We start from the raw sequence: 25,249 nt of genomic DNA, 5'->3' as shown, positions 1-25,249 counted from the left end.
TGAACACGGCCGGGTGCAGGGGCAGGGAAGCGGGGTTCATGTCGTCTCAACTGCTGTCGCCTATTGATCTGGGGGGTGGGGTCATCCTGCAGGCGCCCGTCATTCTGGCGCCCATGGCCGGGGTGACCGACCTGCCGTTCCGCAGGCTGGCGCGCAGGCTCGGGGCCGGGCTGGTCGTGTCGGAAATGATCGCGTCATGGGCCATGGTCCGCGAAAACCAGAATACCCTGCGCATGGCGGAAGTGGCGGATGACGGTCCCAATTCCGTGCAGCTTGCCGGTTGCGACCCCGATGCGATGGGTCAGGCGGCCCGGATCGCGGTTGATCGCGGGGCGGACATCATCGACATCAATTTCGGCTGCCCGGTGAAAAAGGTGGCGGTGGGGCAGCTTGCGGGTTCAGCCCTCATGCGGGACGAGGCGCAGGCCGGTCGCCTGCTTGAAGGCGTGGTGCGCGCGGTGAACGTTCCCGTCACGCTCAAGATGCGCATGGGATGGGACCATAACAGCCTGAACGCCCCCACGCTGGCCCGGATTGCACAGGAATCGGGCATCCGCATGGTGACGGTACACGGCCGCACCCGTCAGCAGTTCTATAACGGCACGGCTGACTGGCGCTTCGTGCGCAAGGTGGTGGATGCGGTGGACCTGCCGGTTATCGTCAATGGTGATATCCTGACGGTGGAAGACGCCCGCGTGGCCCTTGAACGTTCCGGCGCGCAGGGTGTGATGATCGGCCGGGGCTGTTATGGCCGCCCGTGGTTTCTGGCGCAGGTCGCCCGCGCGCTCATGAACGGCGAGGATGTGCCCGAGCCTGACCTTGCGGCGGAAAAGGCCATCGTGCTGGAACATTACGGCATGATGATCGACCATTTTGGCGCCCATCCCGGCCTGCGTCTGGCGCGCAAGCATGTGTCCTGGTATTCGGCGGGGCTGCCCGATTCGGCGGGTTTCCGCGCCGCGATCAACCGTGTGGATGCGGTTGATGCCGCCATCGGCATGATCCATGAATTCTATGACCGCCAGATCGAAGCGGGCAATCTGCGCGGGCCACGCCCCTCCACCATGGAGGCGGAAAGGGCCGCCGCACAGGCGGCATGAGGGAAAGCCAGTCCCCTTCTGATGGCCCCGGTGGCTGTACGCCCGCCAATGTAACGGGCAATGGCCGGATCGTGCTTGATTCGCTGGCTTTGCCGGTCATGGTCGTGCGGGCCGATAACAGCATCGGTTACGTCAACAGCGCGGCGGAGCCGTTTTTTGGCATGTCGCGCTCCTATCTGGCGCAGTCGCGGCTGACCGACCTGCTGCCTGCCGACAATCCCGTATTCATGCTCATGGAGCAGGTGCGCGCGCAGGACCATACCGTGGTCGAGCATGAGGTCACGCTGGAAAGCCCCCGCCTGCATCATGACGGTGTCACCGTGCAGGGCGCGCCCATGCCGGAGGAACCGGGTTCGGTCGTCCTGACCTTCCATGATTTTTCAGCCGTGCGCGTGCTGGACCGGCAGCTTACCTTCCGTTCCGCCGCGCGCAGCGTGGCGGGCATGGCCGCCATTCTGGCGCATGAGGTCAAGAACCCCCTTTCGGGCATAAGGGGGGCCGCGCAACTGCTTGAAACATCGGTGGGCGAGTCCGACCGGGAGCTTGCGGTCCTGATCCAGGACGAGGTCAACCGTATCCGTGACCTTGTGGACCGGATGGACATGTTCAGCGACCGTCCGATCGAACGCAGGCCGGTCAACATCCATCGCGTACTCGAACATGTACGCAGGCTGGCCCAGCAGGGCTTTGCCGCCGATATCCGGTTTCAGGAAGAATACGATCCTTCCCTTCCCCCCGTATGGGGCAACCGCGACCAGTTGGTGCAGGTGCTGCTCAACCTTGTGAAGAACGCAGCCGAAGCCCTGCACGATTATCCCGCCGACGCGCCCGCCCCCGTGATTACGCTTACGACCGGCTACCGGCCCGGCATATGGGTCTCCACTGGCGGGGGGCAGCGCGTGCAGCTACCGCTGCTGGTTTCGGTGCGCGACAACGGGCCGGGCATTCCCGACAATATCCGCCCGCACCTGTTCGAGCCGTTCCTGACAACAAAAACAACGGGCAGCGGGCTGGGGCTGGCGCTTGCAGGCAAGATCGTGGGAGACCACGGCGGCGTGATCGAGGTGGAAAGCCAGCCCGGCTGCACGGACGTACTGCTGCATCTGCCTGTCGTGACGGAAGACCGCGAGACCCCGTAATGCCCCCATTCCAGTTCCTGAGAGATTTATAGCGAATGTCGCTGCCGACCATTCTTGTTGCCGATGATGACCGCTCCATCCGTACGGTATTAAGCCAGGCGCTGGGACGCGGGGGGTATCAGGTCCGCGCCACCGCGCAGGCATCGACCCTGTGGCAGTGGATCGAGGAAGGCGAGGGCGACCTCGTGATTACCGATGTGGTCATGCCCGATGAAAACGGGCTGGACCTGATCCCGCGCATCCGCCGTATCCGGCCCGACCTGCGCGTGGTGGTCATGAGTGCGCAGTCCACCCTGATGACGGCGGTCAAGGCGACGCAGCGCGGCGCATTCGAATACCTGCCCAAGCCGTTCGACCTCAAGGAAGTGCTGGCGGTGGTGGCGCGTGCGCTGGCGACACCGGCAACTCCGGTCCAGCCGCTGGCCGCCCCCGCGCCGGACGAGCAGATGTCGCTTATCGGCCGTTCGGTCGTGATGCAGGACATCTACCGCATCATCGCCCGGCTCACGACTTCGGACCTGACCGTAATGATCGGTGGCGAGAGCGGCACGGGCAAGGAACTGGTGGCGCGCGCACTGCATGAATACGGGCGCAGGCGCACGGGGCCGTTCGTCGCCATCAACATGGCGGCCATTCCGCGCAACCTGATCGAAAGCGAACTGTTCGGGCATGAACGCGGGGCCTTTACCGGGGCCGCGACCCGCGTGGCCGGACGCTTCGAACAGGCGGCGGGTGGCACGCTGTTCCTTGACGAAATCGGGGACATGCCGCCCGAAGCCCAGACCCGCCTGCTGCGCGTGCTGCAGGACGGAGAGTTCACGACCGTAGGCGGCACCGCGCCCATCCGCGCCAATGTGCGCATCATTGCCGCGACGCACCGCGACCTGCGGCAGGCGATCCGTGCCGGAACCTTCCGCGAGGATCTGTATTACCGCCTGAACGTGGTGCCCATGCGCCTGCCCCCCCTGCGGGAACGGGTGGAGGACATTCCCCTTCTGGCCCGTCATTTCCTTAATGAAAACGCGGATGAGGGCGGGGTCGTGCGCCTGCTGGATGATGATGCGGTGGCCCGGCTGCAGGCCTATCGCTGGCCCGGCAACGTGCGCGAGCTTGAAAATCTCATGCGCCGCATCATTGCCCTGCACCCGCAGGAAAATATCGGCGCGGACATCATCGATGCCGAACTGGTCGAAGCCGGTAACATGGCGGCACAGGGCGAAGGCGAGGCTACCGGCCTGACCGAAACGCTGGCGGAAGCGGTGGAGCGTCACCTGCGCCGCTTCCTGTCATCGGGGCAGGACGGCATCCCGATGAGCGATATCTACGACAAGGTAATAGCCGAGGTCGAACGCCCGCTGATCACCATGACGCTGGCGGCCACACGCGGCAACCAGATCCGTGCCGCCGCCATGCTGGGGCTGAACCGCAACACGCTGCGCAAGAAGATACGCGATCTCGATATCCCCGTCGTGCGTGGCGGTAGCTGACCATGGACGCCACGCCCCGTCCCGGTGCCGCCTACCGTCTGGCGCGTCGCATGCTGGACATGCTGGTGCGCCGCAATGTGGCGCTGGTTCTGGTCCTGCTGGCGCTGGTGCTGGGGGTGGCGACGTTCGTGGTGCTGTCGGGTGGCCGGTCGCTGGCCCATCATCCGCAGATACAGGCTCTGGTCTTTGTCCTGAACTTCCTTGTCCTGCTACTGCTGGCGACATCGCTGACCGAAAAGGTGGGGCGTGTGCTGGCTGAACGCCGCAGCGGGCTGGCGGGCGCGCGGCTGCATGTGCGGCTGGTGACGCTGTTCGGTATCGTGGCGGTGGCCCCCACGATCGTCGTGGGCACGTTCGCGGCCGTATTCTTTCATTACGGCATCCAGATCTGGTTCAGCGACCGGGTGAATACCGCGCTGAACGAAGCGCTGGAGACATCACGCGGCTATCTGCAGGAACATAACGCCAATATCCGCACGGAAGCCTTCTCGCTGGCGAATTACCTTGTCAGTGCGCAGAACGGGCTGGCGGGTTCGGGTGGCGACCTGCTGCATGATTCCGATGCCCTGTCGCAGGTTCTGGACTCGCAGGCCACGCTGCGCGGACTGGATGTGGCCGTGGTCTATGACCCGTTTACCAACACGGTCGTCGCTTCCGGCGGGCTGATGGGGCGTGCGGCCAACCTGAAGGACCTGCCGCCGCCTGCCGCCACGCTGATGGCGCGCACCAACGAAATCGCGATCCTTGATTCGGCGGATGAAAAAACCGTCCGCGCGGTGGTTACGCTGGGCGATACGCCGCCGCTCATGCTGATGATCGCCCGCCCGGTCGATCCCGCCATTCTCGAACACATGCACCGTACCGAGCAGGTGGTGGCTGATTACCAGCGCCTCAACGGCAACCGGGGGAAGATACAGTTCACCTTCGTGCTGATCTTCGCGCTGGTGGCGGTTCTGGTCCTGGCCACGGCCATTCTGATCGGGCTCATGCTCGCCAACCAGATCGTGCGCCCCCTGCGTCTGCTCATTCTGGCGTCCGAACGGGTCAGCAAGGGCAATCTGGACAGCAATGTGCCCGAAGGCGATCGCGATGACGAGGTATCCAGCCTGTCGCGCGCCTTCAACCGCATGACCACCCAGCTTGCGACCCAGCGGGCCGAACTGGTCAACGCCACCAACCAGATCAATGAACGCCGCCGCTTTACCGAAGCGGTGTTGTCCGGCGTTTCCGCCGGGGTGATCGGGCTGGATTCGCATCGTGTGATCGAACTGCCCAACCGGGCCGCAAGCGTGCTGCTGCACCGTGACATGGCGGCATGCGTCGGTCGCCCCCTGATCGACGTGGTGCCCGAACTGGCCGACATGCTGGCTCGCATCGCCCATGACGGCGCGCGGGAACTGACGGGGGAAGTCAACGTGCTGGCCGGTGGGCGTGCCAGCACGCTGCTGGTGCGAATCGGCGCGGAAATGCAGAGCACCGTGACCGGCGATTTCGCTGACGGTTATGTGGTCACCTTTGATGACATAACAGCCCTGCAGGTTGCGCAGCGCAAGGCGGCATGGGCGGATGTCGCGCGCCGCATCGCGCATGAGATCAAGAACCCGCTCACCCCCATCCAGCTTGCCGCCGAACGGCTCAAGCGGCGCTTCCTGCGTGAAATCGCCTCCGATCCCGATACCTTTGCCCAGTGCGTGGATACGATCATCCGCCATGTGGGCGATATCGGGCGGATGGTGGATGAATTTTCCGCGTTCGCGCGGATGCCGCAGCCCGTGATGCGGGTGGAAGACCTGTCACGCATCGTGCGCGAGGCCCTGATCCTGCAACGCAACGCCCATCCCGAAATCATCTACGAGGCGACGCTGCCCGATCGCGGGCCGCTGGTGAACTGCGACCGCAGGCTGGTGGGGCAGGCGCTGACGAACCTGCTGCAGAACGCGGCGGACGCCATCGCCATGCGCGCCGGTGCCGCCGCATCGGGCGGGGATGGCGTGATCGGCACGATCCGTATTACATTGGAACATGAAGGCCCGAATGTCGTGCTCGCAATCGCGGATGACGGAATCGGGCTGCCGGTTGAGGATCGCGCCCGACTGACCGAGCCATATGTGACGCACAAGCCCAAGGGCACGGGGCTTGGTCTTGCGATCGTCAAGAAAATTCTTGAAGATCATGGCGGTAGCATCGGGCTTGAGGACCGCGCCGGGGGCAGGGGAGCTGTGTCGACGTTGATTTTGCCGATAAAGGACGACCATGGGGCATGAAATCCTGATCGTTGATGACGAGCCGGATATTCGGCTCCTTATCGAGGGTATTCTGGCCGATGAAGGATACGAGACCCGGCTGGCCGGGGATTCCGATTCCGCCATTGCCGCCTTCCGGGAACGTCGTCCCTCGCTTGTGGTGCTCGATGTCTGGCTTCAGGGGTCGCGGCTGGACGGGCTTGGCATCCTCAATGTCCTGCACAAGGAAGAACCGTCCGTTCCCGTCATCATGATATCGGGCCACGGCACGATCGAGACGGCGGTTGCCGCCCTTCAGCACGGGGCGTACGACTTTATCGAAAAACCCTTTCAGGCCGACCGGCTGCTTGTGGTCGTGCGCCGCGCGCTGGAAGCCTCCCGTCTTGCGCGCGAAAATGCGGAACTGCGCCTGCGCGCGGGCTCCGGCACCGTGCTGGAGGGGCGCAGTGCGGCCATAGTCGCCGTACGCAACCAGATCGACCGCGTGGCCCCCACTGGTTCGCGCGTCCTGATCTCCGGCGCGGCGGGCACGGGCAAGGAAATCGCGGCGCGGATGATCCATGCCAGTTCCCGCCGGGCGGAAGGGCCGTTCATCGCGCTCAACTGCGCCACCCTCGCCCCCGGCCGGTTCGAGGAGGAACTGTTCGGCATCGAAGGCGGGGAAAACGGTACGGGCCGCCGCACGGGCGTGCTGGAACGCGCCCATGGGGGCACGCTGCTGCTGGATGAAGTGTCGGACATGCCGCTGGAAACGCAGGGCAAGATCGTCCGCGCCCTTCAGGACCAGACGTTCGAGCGCCTCGGCGGCGCGCGGCGGGTCAAGGTGGATGTGCGCGTGCTGGCCACCACGAACCGGGACCTGCAGTCCGAAATCGCGCTGGGGCGTTTCCGGGAGGATCTGTACTACCGTCTGGCCGTCGTGCCGCTGCGGATTCCCAGCCTGCGGGAACGGCGCGAGGACATACCCGAACTTGCGCGCATGTTCCTTGACCGTGCGGCGGAAAATGCCGGTCTGCCCATGCGTGAACTGTCGGGCGATGCGATTGCCGCGTTGCAGAGTTATGAATGGCCGGGGAACGTGCGCGAACTGCGCAACCTTATGGAGCGGCTGCTCATTATGATGCCGGGCAACAGCGGCGATCCCATCCGGGCGGACATGCTGCCGTCCACGGTGGGGGAAGGGGCGCCCGCGCTGCTCAAGTTCGATTCTGACGAGGATGTGATGAGCCTGCCCCTGAGGGAGGCGCGCGACCTGTTCGAGACCCAGTACCTGCAGGCGCAGCTTCTGCGCTTTGGGGGAAATATCAGCCGTACCGCCGGATTTGTCGGGATGGAACGCAGTGCGCTGCACCGCAAGCTCAAGCAGCTTGGCGTCACATCCGAGGATCGTAACGCCGGATGAATTTTTGCCCCGTGCACCCATGACTGCTACACAACGAACTGTGATACGGACGGTGGCAACGCCGTAGCATGACACGAGACTGTGCCGTGTAAACCCGCCCAACAAGTAATCAAGTAAGGCCCTGCCCGTGGCAAAAGAACCTTCCCAGAATGTACAGGACGTGTTTCTCAACCACGTCCGCCGGTCGAAAACGCCGGTCACCATTTTTCTCGTAAACGGTGTCAAGCTTCAGGGCATCATCACCTGGTTTGACAATTTCTCCGTCCTGCTGCGGCGCGACGGGCATACGCAGCTTGTCTACAAGCATGCGATCAGCACGGTCATGCCCGCGACACCGGTCAGCCTGTTCGAACCGCCCGCCGAAAGCAGCGGGGCGGAAGATCACGCAGTAACGGATGGCAGCCTGTCGTGACGGCGGTGGTGCCGTCATCTGCCACGCGCGCGGCCGTCATCCTGCCGTGGGAACGTCCCGACCGGCATGATGATGCCCGCGCCGCCGAAGCGCGGCTGGAGGAAGCGGTCGGTCTGGCCGCCTCCATCGGGCTGGTGATCGTCTGTCAGGCCGTGCTGCTGCTGCGTGCGCGCAGGCCCGCCACCCTGCTGGGGGGCGGACAGGTTGAATCACTCAAGGAAACGGTCCAGGCGGACAACATCAAGGTTGTCATCATCGATTCCCGCCTGACGCCCGTGCAGCAGCGTAACCTTGAGCGCGCGCTTGGGTGCAAGGTGATCGACCGGACCGCGCTGATCCTTGATATCTTTGGCGAACGCGCCGCCACGCGCGAAGGCACGCTGCAGGTCGAACTGGCGCATCTGGAATACCAGCGCAGCCGCCTTGTGCGGACATGGACCCATCTTGAACGCCAGCGCGGTGGCTTCGGCTTCCTTGGCGGTCCCGGTGAAACCCAGATCGAGGCCGACCGCCGCATGATCGGGGACCGGATCGTGCGCCTCAAGCGCGAGCTTGAGCAGGTCCGCCGCACCCGCGGCCTGCACCGGCAGGCCCGTAGGCGCGTGCCGTTCCCCATCGTGGCCCTTGTCGGTTACACCAATGCGGGCAAGTCCACCCTGTTCAACGCGCTGACCGGGGCCAGCGTATATGCGCAGGACCAGCTTTTCGCCACGCTCGATCCCACCATGCGCAGCATCCAGCTTCCATCGGGTCGGCGGGTGATCCTGTCCGATACGGTTGGCTTCATAAGCGACCTGCCGACCGAACTGATCGCAGCCTTCCGCGCCACGCTGGAAGAGGTGGCGGAAGCGGACATCATCCTGCATGTGCGCGATGTCGCCCATCCGGACAGCGTATCCCAGCGCAATGATGTGATCGAGGTGCTTGAAGGCATGGCCCGCACCGGCACGATCGAACAGGACTGGCAGTCCCGCGTGATCGAGGTGCTGAACAAGGCCGATCTGGTGGGCGGGCGTGATGCGGTGGGCGCCCGGCCGGGCAATGTGGTCATTTCCGCCATCACTGGCGATGGCCTGCCTGACCTGCTGGCCGCGATTGACGAGCGCATGACGCGGGCGATGGAAGTCGTCGCCTACCGTGTGCCGCTGACCCAGGGCGCCGCCATGGCATGGCTGCACGAACATGGGGAAGTCATCGCCCGGACGGACGGAGAGGACGGCACTGACATGACCGTTCGTGTATCCCCTGCCAATCGCGCGCGGTTCGAAATGCAGTTCGGTGATGTCGTGACGTGCATGCAGCCTTCGTAGCCGGTTCCGGCGTGCGATGAGCGGAGTGCGATGACCGGGGTGTGACCGGGGCGGGGTGGAAAATCCACTGCTGCGGGTGCATGGATGGGTGGCCGCGAACTGACACGCATAACGGAGGTGGCAATGACGGTACGGATCACACTGGCGGACATGCACATTGTGGTGGGCATGATGCGGGCGGCGGCGAACCGTCATGTCATGCCCCATTTCCGCTGTCTTGACCGTGCCGACATCCGCACCAAGACCAGTGCGCTGGATATCGTGACCATAGCGGATGAGGCCACCGAGCAGGACCTGACCGCCGCCCTGCAGGCCGCGTGGCCCGGTGCGCTGGTGGTGGGGGAGGAAGCGGTGGCAGCCGATCCTGCCCTGCTGGACGGATTGGCGTCGGCGGATCTTGCCTTCGTGATTGACCCGATTGATGGCACGGCGAATTACGCGGCGGGCGTGCCGCTGTTCGGGATCATGGTCTCCGCCCTGTCCGGTGGCGAGGTGATCGGCGGGGCGATTGTCGATCCGGTCTGTGACATCGCGGTACTGGCCGCGCGGGGACATGGCGCATGGCTGCATGACCAGCGGGGCCGCGAACGCCGCCTGCACGTTGCGCCCCCCGTGCCGCCACAGCAGATGTCGGGCAATGCCTCCTGGCGCTACCTGCCCGCGCCCGTGCGGGAGGCCGTGACGCGAAACCTGCCAAAGGTGGCGGGATCATGGGATTTCCGCTGTGCGGCGCATGAATATCTGATGCTGGTGGACGGGCGCTGCCATTTCCTGCTGTTCAACCGCACCCTGCCATGGGACCATCTGGCGGGCTGGCTGATCCATGCGGAAGCAGGCGGCTATGCCGCCCGGTTCGATGGCACGCCTTACCGTGTGACCAATCATGGCGGCGGCCTGCTTTATGCGCCGGACAGGGAAAGCTGGCACGCCCTGCACGCCCTGCTGTTCGGCCCTACCTGATATATACGCCGGGTGAGTCTCGGCTTTCTCCTCCACGGATTGCAGGCGCATCGCCGCTGGATTGCCGGGACGGTCCGGCTGTCCCCCGCGGGATTTCAGCGTAAACGGTTTTACCAGCGCGATGTCCGGGGGCGGCAGGTCAGCTTTCGGGCATCATATCCGCGCGTTCGCGGCGTTTGACCGCCTGCCAGCCTTCTTCCATGGTCTTTACGTCCACATCCCCAAGGCTGAGGCCACGCGCCATGATGTCGTGTTCCATGGCGGTGAAGCGGCGGGTGAACTTGGCGTTTGCCTGACGCAGGCAGGCTTCGGGGTCCATGTCCAGCTTGCGGGCCAGCGTGGCCAGCGTAAACAGCACATCGCCCAGTTCGTCGAATATCTTTTCCCGATCGCCCGATTCCAGTTCGACCTTCAGTTCGTCCAGTTCCTCGTCCACCTTGGCCGCGACTTCGCCCACCGTGTCCCAGTCGAAACCGGTGCGTGCCGCGCGGGCCGACAGTTTGCGCGCGCGCAGCAGGGCGGGCAGCCCCACGGGCACATCATCCAGCGTGCCGCCGCGGTTGCGGGCCAGACGTTCCTGCGCCTTGCCGTTTTCCCACTGGCCCGCACTGGCCGGGGTGTCGCCAAATACATGGGGATGGCGGCGCACCATCTTGTCGCCGATCATCCGGGCGACGGTGGCGAAATCGAACAGGCCCTGCTCATCGGCCATCTGCGCGTGATAGACCACCTGCAGCAGCAGGTCGCCCAGTTCATCGGGCAGGCTGTCCCAGTCCTCACGCGCGATGGTGTCCGCCACTTCATAGGCTTCTTCGATGCTGTAGGGCGCTATGGTGGCGAAGTTCTGGGCCTTGTCCCACGGGCAGCCGGTCTGCGGGTCACGCAGGCGGGCCATGATGTCCAGCAGACGTTGCAGGGCGGTCGGGGCATCGTGCATGGGGTGGTTTCCTGCCTGTTTTGGTTGCGGTCTTGCGCAGGTTTTGTATAGATCGGCCACCGCGTGGGCGGAAAGTTTTTATCGGGACGCATGGAACATGAGCAGCGACGCACAGGCAGCGGTCTTTATCGATGGTGAGGCAGGGACAACCGGGCTGGGTATCCGTAACCGCCTGAAGCACCTGCCGGTCACGCTGCGTTCCATTGATCCCGAACGGCGCAAGGACCCGCAGGCGCGGCGGGACATGATGGCGTCGGTCGATGTCGTCATCCTGTGCCTGCCCGATGCGGCGGCACGCGAAGCCGTGGCGATGGCCGATGAAATGGGGGCTGATGCCCCCCGCGTGCTGGACGCCAGCACGGCGTTCCGGACCGATCCGGCATGGGTTTACGGTTTTCCCGAAATGGATGCAGGCCAGCCTGCCGCCATCCGTGCTGCGGCGCGGGTATCGAACCCCGGCTGTTACCCCACCGGCATGATCGCTCTGCTGCGCCCGCTGATTGCAGCGGGGCTGGTGCCTGCGGACTACCCGGTAAGCGTCAATGCCGTCAGCGGGTACAGCGGTGGTGGCCGCAGCATGATCGAGGCGCATGAGCGTGACGGCGGACCGGCCTTCGAACTGTACGGGCTGGGGCTTGGGCACAAGCACGTGCCTGAAATGATGGCCTATACCGGGCTTGCGCATGCGCCGGTTTTCGTACCCTCCGTCGGGCATTTCCCGCAGGGCATGATCGTGTCGGTGCCGCTGCATCTGGACCGGTTGCCCGGTCAGGTCCGCATTGCCGACCTGCATGAAGCCCTTGCGGCCCATTACAGGGGATCGGACCGGATTACCGTGAACGATCCCTGCGCCAAACTGGTGGCCGATACACTGGCCGGGACCGACCGGATGGAATTGCGCGTGCATGGTGACGACACGATGCGACAGGCCGTGCTGACCGCTCGTCTGGACAATCTGGGCAAGGGGGCTTCGGGTGCCGCGTTGCAGAATGTGGCGCTTATGCTTGGGCTGGAACCGCCGCCGCCCGTGTGATATAGCGGGTCCGCAAGACGTCCCTGGACCGATTGCCGTGGCATTCCGTCCTCTCCGGGCGGGTTGCCTGTATGCGAGAGTGACGGAATGGTAGACGTAGTCGACTCAAAATCGACCGCCGAAAGGCATAGGGGTTCGAATCCCCTCTCTCGTACCAGTCTGGCGCACCGGCGCGCGGTGTCGCCCCCTTTTGCCCGTGTCGCGAACAGGACGTGTCTCCCTTGCCTGAACCCCTTACTGCCAAGCCGTCCGCACGGCCTGCCAATCCGTGCTTTTCTTCCGGGCCGTGCGCCAAGCGCCCGGGCTGGTCGCTTTCCGCCCTGTCCGATGCGCTGGTGGGGCGCTCGCACCGTTCGACGGAAGGCCGCGCGCGCCTGAATGATGTCATCACGCGCTCGAAGGCGCTGCTGGGCATGCCGGATGACTGGGTTCTGGGCATCGTGCCCGCATCGGATACGGGTGCGGTGGAAATGGTGCTGTGGTCCATCCTCGGCACGCGTCCGGTGGATGTGCTGGCGTTCGAAAGCTTTTCCGCTACATGGGCCAATGACATCATTGCCCAGCTCAGACTGGCCGATGCCCGCGTGCTGAAAGCGGATTACGGCGAAATCCCCGATCTGGCGCAGGTCGACTGGGCGCGCGACGTGGTGCTGACCTGGAACGGCACGACATCGGGCGCGCGCCTGCCCTATGACGCCGCCATTTCCGCGCAGCGCGACGGGCTGGTGATCTGTGATGCCACATCCGCCGCCTTCGCCATGGACCTGCCATGGGACAGGCTGGATGTGGTGACGTGGTCGTGGCAGAAAGTGCTTGGTGGTGAGGCCGCGCACGGCATGCTGGCCCTGTCGCCACGCGCGGTTGAACGACTGGTTTCAACGCCCGCGCCGCGTGCCCTGCCCAAGATCTTCCGCCTGACCAACAGCAAGGGGCTGATTGACGGCATCTTCCGTGGCGACACCATCAACACCCCGTCCATGCTGTGTGTGGAAGACGCGCTTGACGGCCTGAAATGGGCCGAAAGCGTTGGCGGGCTGAAGGGGCTGATCGCGCGCAGCGAAGCCAACCTTGCCGCCATAGCCGAATGGGAAGAAAAGTCCGACTGGGCGCAGTTCCTTGCGACCAATCCCGCGCACCGTTCCAGCACCGCCATCTGCCTGCGTATCGTGGCGCCGTGGTTTACCGCGCTGGACCATGCGGGCCAGACGGCGGCGGCGAAGAAGATCGTCTCCCTGCTGGGGCAGGAAGGTGTGGCGCTTGATGTGGGCAGCTACCGTGATGCGCCGCCGGGCCTGCGGCTGTGGGGTGGTGCGACGGTGGAGGCATCCGACCTGCGTGCCGTGCTGCCGTGGCTTGACTGGGCCTACGCACAGGTCTGCCCCCAGCACGCCTGAAGCCATCCGCTTCCATGTCCTCTCCACCCTGTCCGCCGCTGGCCGGGCAGGGTGCAGCACGATAGGCCCCCGATATGACTGATGATCCGCCGTTCAATCCCGCGCTGCTGCCCGCCGGTTTCGTGGACAGGCTCCCCCCCGAGGCTGAAGCCGAGGCCGCCGGTGTCGAGACGCTGATGCGCGTGTTCGCGGCCCACGGTTATGACCGCGTGACGCCGCCCCTGCTGGAATTCGAGGAAACGCTGCTGTCCGGTTCGGGCTCTGCCGTGGCGGAGCAGACGTTCCGGCTGATGGACCCTGATACACGCCGCATGATGGCGCTGCGTCCCGACATGACACCGCAGATCGCCCGCATTGCCGCAACACGGCTGCCGGACGTGCCGCGTCCGCTGCGTCTTGCCTATGCGGGGCCGTGTATCCTCATGGCCAGCAATCGGGGTGAGGGGGATCGCCAGATTTCGCAGGCCGGTATCGAACTGATCGGTCCCGACCGGCCTGAAGCGGATGCGGAAATCGTCGCCATCGCCGCGGAATGTCTGGCCACGTTGCAGGTGCGTGGCGTGTCATTCGACCTGACCATGCCTTCCCTGACCACGGCGCTGCTGGATACGGGCGGGTTTGACGGACAGGTGCGCGGCACGCTCATGCGCGCGCTGGACCGCAAGGACGCGGCCGCCGTTGCCCGCCATGGCGGTGAACTGGCCCCGGTGCTGATCCGCCTGCTGCATGCGGCGGGTCCGGCGCGTGGCGCGCTGGCGGAACTGGCTGCGGTCGACCTGCCGCCTGCCGTACGTGCGCTGAGCGAAAGGCTGGCCGCGACTGTCGCCGCGATCGAAGCCCGCGTGCCGGGTATCCGCCTGACGGTTGACCCGGTGGAATTCCGGGGCTGGCAGTATCATACCGGCGTCTGCGTCAGCGTGTACGCAGCCGGACAGCGCGAGGAGCTGGGCCGTGGTGGCCGTTATCTGTCCAATGATGACGAACCGGCCTGCGGTCTGACCCTGCGCCCGGACATCATCCTGCGTGCCGCCCCGGCGCTGCCCAGCCGCGTGCGGGTGTTCCTGCCGTGGGGCACCCCGGCGGAAACCGGGGCGGCACTGCGCGCCGGGGGCTATGCCACGGTTGGCGCGCTGGCGCCCGATGGGGATGCGCGGGCGGAAGCGGTGATGCTGTCCTGTCCGCTGATGGTGGTGGACGGGCAGGCCGTGCCGGTGGACGGGGCCTGATTTTTCGCCTGATTTTCTGAACAGCAGAGTTTTTTCCGGCAGGCACAGCAGTCGCCGCCGGGCAGCAATCAAGGAGCATGAAATGTCCAACGTCACCGTGATCGGCACCCAGTGGGGTGACGAGGGCAAGGGGAAGATCGTTGACTGGCTGGCCAGCCGGGCCGACGTGGTCGTGCGCTTCCAGGGTGGCCATAATGCGGGCCATACGCTGGTTGTGGGCGATCAGACCTACAAGCTGTCGCTTCTGCCTTCCGGCCTGGTACGTGGCAAGACGGGTGTGATCGGCAATGGCGTGGTTGTTGACCCTGAAGCCCTGCTGAAGGAAATCGACCGTGTCACCGCGCAGGGCCTGAAAGTCACGCCCGAGACGCTGAAGATTGCTGAAAACGCGCCGCTGATCCTGCCCGTGCATGGCGCGCTGGACCGTGCGCGTGAAGCCGCGCGTGGGGATCGCAAGATCGGCACGACCGGCCGTGGCATCGGCCCCGCCTATGAAGACAAGGTCGCCCGCCGCGCCATCCGTCTGTGTGACCTGGCCGAGCCGGAAACGCTGGACTGGAAGCTGGACGAACTGCTGCTGCACCACAACACCCTCCTCAAGGGGCTGGGTGCGGACACCTTCACCAAACAGGAACTGCTGGACTTCCTGAACGGCGTGGCGCCGCGCGTGCTGCCGTTTATGGCCCCGGTATGGGACCTGCTGGATGACAGCCGCCGTGGTGGTGCGCGTATCCTGTTCGAAGGCGCGCAGGCGGTCATGCTGGATGTGGATCACGGTACCTATCCGTTCGTGACCAGTTCCAACACGGTTGCCGCCAATGCCGGTACCGGCGCGGGTGTCGGCCCCAACAGCATCGGTTTCGTTCTGGGTATCGCCAAGGCCTATACGACCCGCGTGGGTGAAGGCCCGTTCCCCAGCGAACTGCATGATGAAATGGGTCGCACGCTGGGCGAGCGCGGGCATGAATTCGGTACCGTGACGGGGCGCCCGCGTCGCTGCGGCTGGTTTGATGCCGTGCTGGTGCGTCGTGCGGTGCGTGTTGGTGGCGTGAACGGCCTTGCCCTGACCAAGCTGGACGTGCTGGACGGGCTGGACGAAATCAGGATCTGCGTCGGTTACGAGCTTGATGGCGTGACGACGAAGCATTTCCCCTCCGCCCCCGGTGCGCAGCAGCGTATCCGTCCCGTGTTTGAAACGCTGGAAGGGTGGAAGGACAGCACGAAGGGCGCGCGCTCATGGGCTGAACTGCCCGCGCAGGCCATCAAATATGTCCGCCGGATCGAGGAACTGGTCGAAGCGCCGGTAACGCTGCTGTCCACCAGCCCGGAACGTGACGACACCATCCTGATGCGTGACCCGTTCGAGGACTGATCTGAAAGTCATGGAAGTTTCTGGGTACCGCCTTTTTTCAAAAAGGCGGTATTCCCTGAAGCTTCTTCCCTCCTGTGGTCAGCACAGACAAAAAAAGCCCCGCAGCGCCAGAAGCGTGCGGGGCTTTTTTATCGGGAAGTAACGCGGGGTCAGGCCTCGGCCTGTGCCTCGTGTTTCGCGCGGCGGGTGGCGACTTCCGCTTTCATGGCGTTCTGCACCTTTTCAAAGGCCCGGACCTCGATCTGGCGCACCCGTTCGCGGGAGATGTTGTAGACGTGCGACAGTTCTTCCAGCGTGGCGGGTTCTTCCTTCAGCCTGCGCTCGGTCAGGATGTGGCGTTCACGCTCGTTAAGCGACTTCATGGCGTTGGCCAGAAGGGCCTGCCTGCCGGAAAATTCCTCGCTCTGGGCAAGGGTTTCTTCCTGGTTGTCATTGTCATCAACCAGCCAGTCCTGCCATTCGCCCTCGCCATCCAGCCGCAAGGGCGCGTTCAGGCTGTGATCCGGGGCGGCAAGCCTGCGGTTCATGTTCACCACGTCCTGTTCGGGCACGCCGAGGGACTGGGCAATCTTGTTGACCTGTTCGGGCGGCAGGTCGCCATCGTCAATCGCCTGCATCTGCCCCTTGAGGCGGCGCAGGTTGAAGAAAAGTTTTTTCTGGGCGGCGGTTGTGCCGATCTTGACCAGTGACCAGCTATGCAGGATGTACTCCTGTATTGCGGCCCTGATCCACCACATGGCGTAGGTGGCCAGACGGAAGCCACGATCAGGGTCGAAGCGGCGCACGGCCTGCATCATCCCGATATTGCCTTCGCTGATCAGTTCGCCCACCGGCAGGCCGTAGCCGCGATAGCCCATGGCGATCTTGGCCACCAGCCGCAGGTGGGAGGTTACGAGTTTATGCGCGGCTTCGGTGTCGCCCTTGTCTTTCCACCGGTGCGACAGGCGAAGCTCCTCCTCGGGGGAGAGCATGGGGAATTTGCGGATGTCCCGAAGGTATTTGGACAGGTTGTTTTCGGGACCGGAAATGAGAGCAGAAGAGGCCATTGTAACGGACTCCTGTTGCAGGGATGGGCAGCGGTAATCCGGTTCAACGTAATTGTGACCGGAAGGGTTGCATCATCACTCTGCTAGACGCACGACTGGACTTCTCACGTCCCCATATCAAACCCCCGTCATGGGCAGTTTCATACAGGACGTCCAGTTAGCCTGGGGGCGTCGGCCCCGGCAAACAATCATGGAATGTAGGGATTTTTCCCCGTTATGTCAATAAATATGCCAGCAGGTCAGGCGATGCTGTCCAGAAGCTGGCGGAAGTCTTCGGGGGGCGCGGTCTCGAACAGCATCTGTTCGCCGCTGCGCGGATGGATGAATCCCAGCCTGCGGGCATGCAGCGCCTGACGGGCAAAATCCAGCGCGGCATGCTTCGCATCGGGGGGCAGGCCGCGGGCGGCTGCGGGAATGCGGCGCAGGTAGACAGGATCGCCCACCAGCGCGTGACCCGCATGGGCGAAATGAACCCGGATCTGATGCGTGCGCCCGGTGGCGAGCCTGCATTCCACATGGGACAGCCCGCCATGGAAGGTGTCCAGAATCCGGTAATGCGTCAGGGCCGCCTTGCCGCCGCCATTGGCGATCACCGCCATGCGTTTGCGGTCGCGGCGGTCGCGCCCGATCGCACCGTCAAACGATCCGCTGGCGGGCGTGGGAATGCCCCAGCATATGGCCTGATAGGCACGGTCGATCCTGCGTTCGGCAAAGGCGAGGGAAAGCGCCTGATGGGCCATTTCCGTTTTGGCCGCGACCATGACGCCCGACGTATCCTTGTCCAGACGGTGGACGATGCCGGGTCTTTTTTCGCCACCGATTCCGGTCAGCCCCTCGCCACAATGGGCCAGCAGGGCGTTGACCAATGTGCCGTCCTCGTTGCCCGGCGCGGGATGGACGACCATGCCTGCCGGTTTGTCGAGTACGATCAGGTCGCGGTCCTCATAGAGTACGTCCAGACCGATATCCTGCCCCTGCGGTGTTGCGGGGATTGCGGGGGGCAGATGAATTTCATAACACATGCCCGCGCGCACGGGTTCCGCCGGGTCACGAAGCGGGCTGCCATTGCGTAACAGGTGGCCGCTTTCCATAAGGGACTTGATGCGTGAGCGTGACAGCGTGGTGACCGCACTGGCAATGAAGCGGTCGGTACGCTGGCCTGCGTCCTCGGCGGTGGCGATGACGGGGGCAGGGGGGGCGGTGTCGGTCATGGCATGTGTCTATCGGAAAAAACGGCATACGGGAACGGAAAGCACATAATGGAAAAACAGGGATCGCGCGCGCTGCTGGCGGCTGTGATCGGTATGGGGGTTCTGCTGTTTGTCGGCTCCCTCGTGCTGGTGGGCGTGCTGGTGCACCGGATGATGCATCCGTCCATTGCCGCTACCCGTCCGGCGGTTTCGGCGTCCGTGCCGACACTGCCGGCGCAGGGGGGATATGAGGCGCTGATGCTGGATGAACCGGCAGGCACCCATGTTGAATCGCTGACCACGCGCCCCGATGGCATGATCGCCGCCGCCCTGTCGGGTGGAGGAAGTGCTGAACGTATCATCATATGGGACCCGGCGGGCAGGCGGATTGTGGCGCGGCTGCTGATCGGGCGCTGAAAGCCGGAAAAGCGGGGCGGCAGCATTCTTGCCTCTTGCATTGGAATGCGGGATCACATAGAAGCGGCCTCGGCCCTGGTCCCGTTCGTCTAGAGGCCTAGGACATCGCCCTCTCACGGCGACAACACGGGTTCGAATCCCGTACGGGACGCCAATTCTTCATATCGCAAATGATATTGCCCTTCCTGCTTATGCGGGCAATAGCGGCGTGGCATATGGATGCGCCCACTTGTGCGCATCTGAAGTCCTGTGCGGGATTTCTGTCTGCTTTTGTAAATATAATGCAGTTCGTGCAGGTGCCGGCGGAATGCTGTTCTGGAAAGCAGGACTACTGTTGCGGCACTTTACGGTTTGTAAAAACATATCATGGCATGTGGTGATCAACAGATCGAAACGATCTGGTTTTCGCCGGGGGTTTGATGGATATTTTCTGACTTTTTTCCATAATTTTTCATGACAATTTTTTAAAAAAATATATTTTTGTGATATTCGCGGGGCGACAGGCAGAAAGAATACCGGACTGTCGGCCTCTATTTTTGGGGCCGGGCCTGTTTTTTCATGAATTTGTCAGGCACGTAGATGTGCCAGTCTAACTTTCTGTCCGGTTTTCGTATCGGTCCGCCAGCGTGAAAATGGAAATAAAAACGATTAAAATCATAATAATAGAAGCGCAGATGGCTGATAAAGGCCGATGCGGTCGCCATCGCGCGCACGGTGGCTGTGGCTCTGGTTCGATATTTTTTTTTCTGCTATGCGCTTAACATTCGTAAAAAACTTGTGGAGTAATGGATTGTGAATGCGTTGCTGGCTGGTCTCACGCTTCTGATCATTGGCGACAGCCATGTAACATTCAAGGATTCCCTGCTCTCCATTCTCCCTGATGAATATACGAAGCAGGGTGCGAAAGTCGTGACATACGGGGTGTGTTCATCCACGGCGGCGGACTGGGTCGTGCCCAATCCCAATAACGGCTGTGGCGCGGCCGAGCGCATCGGCGATGCGCCGATCGGCGCCCCCAACATGAAACCCGCCTCCCCACCGCCCATTTCCGCGCTGATGGAAAAATGGCATCCGGATGTCATCATGGTCGTGCTGGGCGACACCATGGCGGCCTATGGCCAGAACACGGTGTCGAAGGACTGGGTGGATGAACAGGTCAAGACCCTGACCTATACCATCGGCAAGACCGCGTGCATCTGGATTGGTCCCACATGGGGGCAGTACAGCCCGCGCTACGGCAAGACCGACAAGCGCGCGGCTGAAATGGCGGAACTGCTGAAAAGCGAGGTTTCGCCCTGCGCCTATGTTGACGGCACGCAGCTCATGAAACCCGGTTCGGTCAACACCATCGATGGTATTCACGCCACGGGCGCAAGTTATCAGGTCTGGGGTAACGCGATCATCCAGACAACACTGCCCATGCTGGAGAAGATCAGGGCGGAATCACCCGCTTCGGCGCAGTAACCCCGTGTCTGCCCCGACAGGGGGCGCGGGCCGAAGGGTGGTGTATTTCATGGATTGCGGATCATGATCCAGAGTCAGGCGGTCAATGCTGCCCACAATACATGGCGACGCATACTTCAGAACGAGTTCTTTCCCACAAGCCGTCGGCGCGATATCGACGGCCTGCGGGGGCTGGCCGTGCTGTCCGTCATGCTTTTCCATGCCGGGTGGCTGCAGGGCGGCTTTATTGGCGTCGATATCTTTATTGTCATTTCCGGTTATTTCATCGGACATTCCGCACTGGTGACGCAGCCGTTCCAGCCCATGCGGTTCATCTGCCGCCGGCTGTACCGCCTGTTGCCCGCACTTTTGTGCATGATTGCCGCCATATCCGCCGGAATGCTGTGGTGGGTACTGCAAAGCGACCGTGCGGATATCGCCATCAACGGGGCGTATGCGCTGGTCTATCTGTCCAATATATGGGCATCGGGCCATGTCGGGTATTTCGAGGGGCAGAGCATTGCCTACCCCTTCCTGCATACCTGGTCGCTCTCGCTGGAGATGCAGTTCTATCTGGTCATCCTTGCCGTGGCGCTCGCGGTCAGGCTGGCGCCGCTGCGGCATATGGTGGTGATCGGTATTTTTGTCCTGTCGCTGGGATATGACCTGTACAGCCATTTTACCGGCGATACGCAGGGGTATTATAATATTCTCGACCGCCTGTGGGAGTTCTCCCTTGGTGCGATGATCTGGATACTGCCGCGTCCACAACCGGGGCGGGCCGTGTCCAATATCGTGTGTGGCGTGGCGATCGCCCTTCTTGTGGGCGTGATGTTTTTCTACACGCTGCAGTACGCCTGTCCGTCCTATATGATTATCGTGCCCTGTCTGGCGGTCATGGCCATCATCATGTGCCCGCAGCACGATGTGGCCCGCATGGCGCTGGTTCCCCTGTCGCCGCTGGGGGTTGTTTCCTATTCGGTGTACCTGTGGCACTGGCCCGCCATCGTGGTTGCCAATTACCTGCTGCAGTTCCAGGTCCATGGCATGGTGATGGGGGGCGTGCTGCTGGCGGCCCTGGTTGCAAGCCTGCTGAGTTATGTGTTTGTGGAGCGTGTTTTCCTTGATTACGAAGGCCGCCTGACACCTACTGCACGTAATTACGGCGCGCTGGCGCTGGTCGGTGCCTGTGGGGGGCTGGCGATGATTCTGTTCTACATATCGTCCGTGTCACGTGTGCATTAAGGCACCTGACCCACGCGGCGCGGGGGTGCCCCGACGCATCCGCGCGTCCATGCCAAAGGGCATGTACAATATGACGCTGCTATGTGGTGTCACGTTGTGCATCCCTTTTGGCATGGCGCGCGCGGATGATGGTCCTGCGCTCAGTTCCCAATCGGTCGCGGTGCAGGGCGTTGTGGCCGGAAATACGGTTCCATCGCCTGATAATCCCGAATTGGGTCTGCTCCTGCGCAAGGCCCAGTACTGGATCGGGCAGCAGCAGTACGACAAGGCGATTGAGGTCGTGCGCGAAGCGCAGAGCATCGCCCCTGATGACAGTCGTATCCTGTATTTTCAGGGGCGCATCCAGATCGGCACGGGCGAGATGGCGGCTGCCCACGCAACGGCGAAGCAACTGGTGGCGCGCCGTGATGGCGCGTCCTATGCCGATATGCTGAACGCGCAGATCAAATACAGTGCGATCGACCCCAGGGCACTGGCGGAGGCACGGCATCTGGCTGAAACCGGCAAGATGATGCCGGCGATGTTCAAGTACAAAGCCCTGTTCAGGGATGGTGATCCACCGCCCGATCTGGCGCTGGAATACTACCGCGTACTCGGGGCCACCATTCTGGGCTATCAGGAAGCGCGGACGAAACTGGGTGACTATGTCGCCCGTAATCCGGAAGATATGGATGCACGTCTGGAATATGACCGCATACTGACCTACCGCATCGCAAGCCGTGCGGAGGGGCTGGCGGATCTGAAGCAGATGGCGCGCGATGCCGATTCCACCCATATCCGCCATCGGGCACTGGCTTCCTGGCGGGAAGCCCTGCCATGGGAGCCGGTAACGGGTTCAAGCATCCCGCTCTATCAGGAATGGCTGGCCAGCCATCCCGATGATGTGGAAATCCGCAAGCTCATGCAGAAGGCGCAACTGACACAGGCCAGCATTGATGCCGCCACTGCCCGGATGGCCGGGTATAAGCTGCTGTCGGAAAAGAAATACGCCGAAGCTGCCAGCCAGTTCCAGCAGGCCCTGACGCTCAGCCCCAATGATCCGGATTCCCTTGGCGGGCTGGGGATCGCAGCACAGGCGCAGCAGCACCCGGACGAGGCCAAGGCCTATTTCATGCAGGCGATCGCGGCGGATTCCACGCCGGACAGCCACTGGCGCGCGGCGTTGCAGAAAGTTTATGTCGGCGCGGCGCCCGATCCGCTGATCGCCAATGCCCGCTCGGCCATCGACGCCGGACGGTATGCCGCAGCGCAGGATGACATCAACCGCTTGCGCAGGCATGCGAATGCCGCCGACATGGCGCTGTTCCTGCAGGCGGCACTGGACCGCAAGCTGGGGCGGCTGGATGACGCGGCGCAGGCGTATCGGGAAATCCTGCGTCTTGCGCCCCATAATGCCGATGCCGCCTATAACCTTGCCTATGTCCTGCTCCAGCAGGGGAAGGGGCAGGGCGAACAGGTGAATGAACTGATGCGCATGGTGGAAAGCACGCAGCCCGCGCGTATCCCCACCCTGCGCGCCATGCAGTTGCATTACGAAGCAGACCACGCGACTGACGGGGATCAGCGCATCGCCCTGCTGAAGAAAGTTCTGGAGTACACGCCTGAAGATCCATGGGTGCATCTGGAACTGGCAAACGCGCTGTATGTCCATGAGGATACGGAACAGGCCGCCGCCCTTATCCAGCAGCTTACCAGCGGGGCGCAGGTGCCCGCGGTGAATATCGAGGTGGCGATCCTGTATATGATCGCGCATGGCGAAATTGACACGGCAACAGCACTTTATGCCCGTCTGCCGCCGTCTGCGCGCCAGACCCCCAACATGGTGCGGGCCGGGCGTGAACTGCGCCTGACGCATGAAGTGCGGGCCATTGACCCCGGTGTGGCGGATTATACGGACCAGCTTATGGCGCTGGCGAACACGCCCGACCCGGACGGCATGCGGGGCATGATCGTCGCCATCGCCTTTATGGACCGTGACGATCCCCGTTCGGCCCGCAAGGTGCTGCAGCACGAGAACGCAATCACGTTCAATCCCGAGCCGAACCAGAAACTGTCCTATGCCGGGACATCATTGCGTATCGGTTCGTTGCGGGATGCGCGGGCGTATCTTACGGAATTCGATCGCATCGCCACGGACAGTCCCGATATCATCACCGCAGAGCAGCGCGATGTCCGCCACCAGATCGAGATTGGCCTGACCATCATGCAGTCGGACCGGCTGGACCAGAAAGGCCGGACGGCTCTGGCGGAAAAGCTGATGCTGCCACTGGTGATGGGCAATCCTTCCTCTGCCGCCGCGCATCTGGCGCTGGGGCGCGTATATGCAAGGGAAGACAAACCGCGCCGCGCGCTGGATGAAGACGTGACGGTGCTGAATGCACATCCGGACAATCCGTCGGCCCTGACGGCGGCGGTGGATGATTCGGTGGGGGCGGACGTCATGGCATCCGCCCATGCCTACATGAAGCGGCTGATGGATGTCGCACCTGAAGCCGCGCCGACATGGGAAGCGCGGTCGGACATTGCCCGCGCCGAAGGCCATGCCCGCATCCAGCTTGCGGATCTGGAACATGTGCGTGAGCTGCTGTGCTCTGGCCGCCTGACCAAAAAATGCCCACCGCACGATACCTTTGTGCCGGACTATGTCTGGCCACAAATGCACATCGAGCGTAACGGGCCGGGTGTTGTCCCGCTGCCTGCGGGCTATCAGATCATGTTCGATGACACGGCCATACAGGCGACCGACCGGCAGATCGCCTACCTGCGCGAAACGCTTGCCCCGCAGATTGATTCGAACATCTATGTCCGGGGCCGCACCGGGGCCAGCGGGGAAGGGCAGATGACGGAACTGGCCGTGCCGGTGACGGCCACCTTCCCGCTCTCGTCATGGGCGCACCGGCTGACATTTTCCCTTACGCCGACATTCCTGTTCACCGGCAGGCCCCAGCCGACATCCTATGGCATGAACATGTTCGGGACGGTCGGGGTCAATGGCGGCACGCTGAAGAACCATTACGACGCGCAGGGTGTCAGTCTGGGTGTCAGTTACACCAACCGCTGGTTTACGGGCGATGTGGGCACATCACCGCTGGGCTTCCCCATTACCAACGTTCTGGGTGGTGTCGAATTCGCCCCCTCGCTTACGCGTAACCTGCGGCTGCACATCAGTGGCGGCCGCCGCATGGTGACCGATAGCATCCTGTCCTATGCCGGCATGACCGATCCCGGTACCGGCAGGACATGGGGCGGGGTGACGCGTGTATTCGGTCATGGGGCGATAGAATACGCCCGTCCGTTTTGGACCCTGTATGCCGGGGGCGGCGGCGCCTATGTGGAAGGCACCAATGTCGTTGGCAATACGGAAGGCGAGGCCGGTGCCGGTGGCAATGTGATCGTGTGGAATCACAACGACCGGCAGGCCCTGCGCGTGGGGCTGGACCTGATCTATTTCGGGTACAGGCGTAACACCTATTTCTTCACGATGGGGCAGGGGGGATACTTTTCCCCCAGCTCCTATTACGGCGCGATGGTGCCGGTTACATGGTCCGGGCGTCAGGGCCGCTGGAACTGGTTCCTGCGTGGGGAGGCAGGATACCAGAATTACCATAGCGGCAGTTCCCCGGTCTATCCGCGCGACCCGCAGCTTCAGGCCACGCTGTCGCAGGGCAGTGGCCGACTGGCAGGGGGTGGCGCAAGCGGGGTTGCGGGCAACGTGTCGGGGCAACTGGTCTACCAGCTTACGCCGCAGTTCCGGCTGGGGCTGAATGGCGGTTTCACGCGCGCGGGAAGCTGGTCGGAAACCAGCGGGATGCTGATGTTTCATTACGTATTTGATGCGCCTGACAAAACGCAGGCTGCGTCATCTTCCCGCCTGTCGGCGGAAGAGGACTGAG

At 63.3% G+C, this 25,249-nt stretch carries 19 protein-coding genes and 2 tRNA genes; 18 read left to right on the top strand and 3 right to left on the bottom strand.

Translation table 11 applies throughout. The annotated features are described in order from the left end of the window. The first annotated feature begins 38 nt into the window (after nt 1–38). From dusB to CFR79_RS03215, 8 genes are all read left to right on the top strand, one after another. Entirely contained in the window at nt 39–1,100 is a 1,062-nt protein-coding gene (dusB, locus tag CFR79_RS03250; protein WP_181417343.1) for a tRNA dihydrouridine synthase DusB, read from the top strand. Then, on the top strand, nt 1,097–2,239 hold the full coding sequence (locus CFR79_RS03245; RefSeq protein WP_110546912.1) for a two-component system sensor histidine kinase NtrB: 1,143 nt from the start codon (nt 1,097–1,099) through the stop codon (nt 2,237–2,239). The genes dusB and CFR79_RS03245 overlap by 4 nt, the downstream gene beginning before the upstream one ends. A 35-nt stretch (nt 2,240–2,274) precedes the next feature. Then, nucleotides 2,275–3,726 carry a nitrogen regulation protein NR(I) gene (ntrC, locus tag CFR79_RS03240; RefSeq protein WP_110546911.1) on the top strand — a complete coding sequence of 484 codons (1,452 nt, stop codon included), beginning with the start codon at nt 2,275–2,277 and terminating at the stop codon, nt 3,724–3,726. 50 nt (nt 3,727–3,776) lie between these two features. Beyond that, nucleotides 3,777–5,990, top strand: coding sequence for a sensor histidine kinase NtrY-like (locus CFR79_RS03235; protein ID WP_243705374.1), 2,214 nt, complete (start codon nt 3,777–3,779; stop codon nt 5,988–5,990). Further along, nucleotides 5,980–7,371 carry a nitrogen assimilation response regulator NtrX gene (gene ntrX, locus CFR79_RS03230; protein ID WP_102324666.1) on the top strand — a complete coding sequence of 464 codons (1,392 nt, stop codon included), beginning with the start codon at nt 5,980–5,982 and terminating at the stop codon, nt 7,369–7,371. The genes CFR79_RS03235 and ntrX overlap by 11 nt, the downstream gene beginning before the upstream one ends. Before the next feature lie 127 nt (nt 7,372–7,498). Continuing rightward, nucleotides 7,499–7,783 carry an RNA chaperone Hfq gene (gene hfq, locus CFR79_RS03225; protein ID WP_102324665.1) on the top strand — a complete coding sequence of 95 codons (285 nt, stop codon included), beginning with the start codon at nt 7,499–7,501 and terminating at the stop codon, nt 7,781–7,783. Beyond that, a complete protein-coding gene (gene hflX, locus CFR79_RS03220) occupies nt 7,780–9,093 on the top strand; it encodes a GTPase HflX (protein ID WP_102324664.1) in 1,314 nt (437 codons plus the stop codon). Before hfq ends, hflX begins: the two co-directional genes overlap by 4 nt. 123 nt (nt 9,094–9,216) lie before the next feature. Further along, complete coding sequence (locus CFR79_RS03215) at nt 9,217–10,053, top strand: inositol monophosphatase family protein (RefSeq protein ID WP_102324842.1); 837 nt, start codon at nt 9,217–9,219, stop codon at nt 10,051–10,053. Nucleotides 10,054–10,192: 139 nt separating this feature from the next. On the opposite strand, the gene mazG is transcribed toward CFR79_RS03215, so the two are convergent. Beyond that, complete coding sequence (gene mazG / locus CFR79_RS03210; protein ID WP_110546910.1) at nt 10,193–10,990, bottom strand: nucleoside triphosphate pyrophosphohydrolase; 798 nt, start codon at nt 10,988–10,990, stop codon at nt 10,193–10,195. Nucleotides 10,991–11,087: 97 nt separating this feature from the next. On the opposite strand from mazG, the gene argC reads away from it, so the two are divergent. The 5 genes from argC (at nt 11,088) to CFR79_RS03185 (ending at nt 16,015) form a co-directional block, all read left to right on the top strand. Beyond that, the gene (gene argC / locus CFR79_RS03205) at nt 11,088–12,023 is read left to right on the top strand and encodes an N-acetyl-gamma-glutamyl-phosphate reductase (RefSeq protein WP_102324662.1); all 936 of its coding nucleotides are present in this window, start codon (nt 11,088–11,090) and stop codon (nt 12,021–12,023) included. 73 nt (nt 12,024–12,096) lie between these two features. Beyond that, a tRNA-Leu gene (locus CFR79_RS03200) sits at nt 12,097–12,180 on the top strand. 64 nt (nt 12,181–12,244) lie between these two features. Beyond that, complete coding sequence (locus CFR79_RS03195; RefSeq protein WP_110546909.1) at nt 12,245–13,417, top strand: phosphoserine transaminase; 1,173 nt, start codon at nt 12,245–12,247, stop codon at nt 13,415–13,417. A 74-nt stretch (nt 13,418–13,491) separates the two neighbouring features. Then, entirely contained in the window at nt 13,492–14,643 is a 1,152-nt protein-coding gene (locus CFR79_RS03190; RefSeq protein ID WP_110546908.1) for an ATP phosphoribosyltransferase regulatory subunit, read from the top strand. Nucleotides 14,644–14,725: 82 nt separating this feature from the next. Then, a complete protein-coding gene (locus tag CFR79_RS03185; RefSeq protein ID WP_102324659.1) occupies nt 14,726–16,015 on the top strand; it encodes an adenylosuccinate synthase in 1,290 nt (429 codons plus the stop codon). A 149-nt stretch (nt 16,016–16,164) separates the two neighbouring features. On the opposite strand, the gene rpoH is transcribed toward CFR79_RS03185, so the two are convergent. Continuing rightward, nucleotides 16,165–17,061: an RNA polymerase sigma factor RpoH gene (gene rpoH, locus CFR79_RS03180; RefSeq protein ID WP_102324658.1), complete on the bottom strand. Its 897-nt coding sequence runs from the start codon at nt 17,059–17,061 to the stop codon at nt 16,165–16,167. A 239-nt stretch (nt 17,062–17,300) separates the two neighbouring features. Further along, a complete protein-coding gene (locus CFR79_RS03175; RefSeq protein WP_110546907.1) occupies nt 17,301–18,272 on the bottom strand; it encodes an RluA family pseudouridine synthase in 972 nt (323 codons plus the stop codon). 48 nt (nt 18,273–18,320) lie between these two features. Here CFR79_RS03175 and CFR79_RS03170 point away from each other — a divergent pair, with 48 nt between their 5' ends. From CFR79_RS03170 to CFR79_RS03150, 5 genes are all read left to right on the top strand, one after another. Next, nucleotides 18,321–18,668 carry a hypothetical protein gene (locus CFR79_RS03170; protein WP_110546906.1) on the top strand — a complete coding sequence of 116 codons (348 nt, stop codon included), beginning with the start codon at nt 18,321–18,323 and terminating at the stop codon, nt 18,666–18,668. A 78-nt stretch (nt 18,669–18,746) separates the two neighbouring features. After that, nucleotides 18,747–18,822 (top strand) — tRNA-Glu (locus tag CFR79_RS03165). A gap of 638 nt (nt 18,823–19,460) precedes the next feature. Beyond that, nucleotides 19,461–20,132 (top strand): SGNH/GDSL hydrolase family protein, encoded by a 672-nt coding sequence (locus CFR79_RS03160; RefSeq protein WP_110546905.1) that lies wholly within the window; start codon nt 19,461–19,463, stop codon nt 20,130–20,132. A 63-nt stretch (nt 20,133–20,195) separates the two neighbouring features. After that, nucleotides 20,196–21,356, top strand: coding sequence for an acyltransferase family protein (locus CFR79_RS03155; protein ID WP_110546904.1), 1,161 nt, complete (start codon nt 20,196–20,198; stop codon nt 21,354–21,356). A 49-nt stretch (nt 21,357–21,405) separates the two neighbouring features. Next, nucleotides 21,406–25,248: a cellulose biosynthesis protein BcsC gene (locus tag CFR79_RS03150; RefSeq protein ID WP_146220112.1), complete on the top strand. Its 3,843-nt coding sequence runs from the start codon at nt 21,406–21,408 to the stop codon at nt 25,246–25,248. Nucleotide 25,249: the final 1 nt, after the last annotated feature.

It is taken from the genome of Komagataeibacter saccharivorans, assembly GCF_003207825.1.
Taxonomy (GTDB): Bacteria; Pseudomonadota; Alphaproteobacteria; order Acetobacterales; family Acetobacteraceae; genus Komagataeibacter; species Komagataeibacter saccharivorans.
Note: the sequence above shows the minus strand (reverse complement) of the source record. Positions and strands in the feature narration are given on the sequence as shown.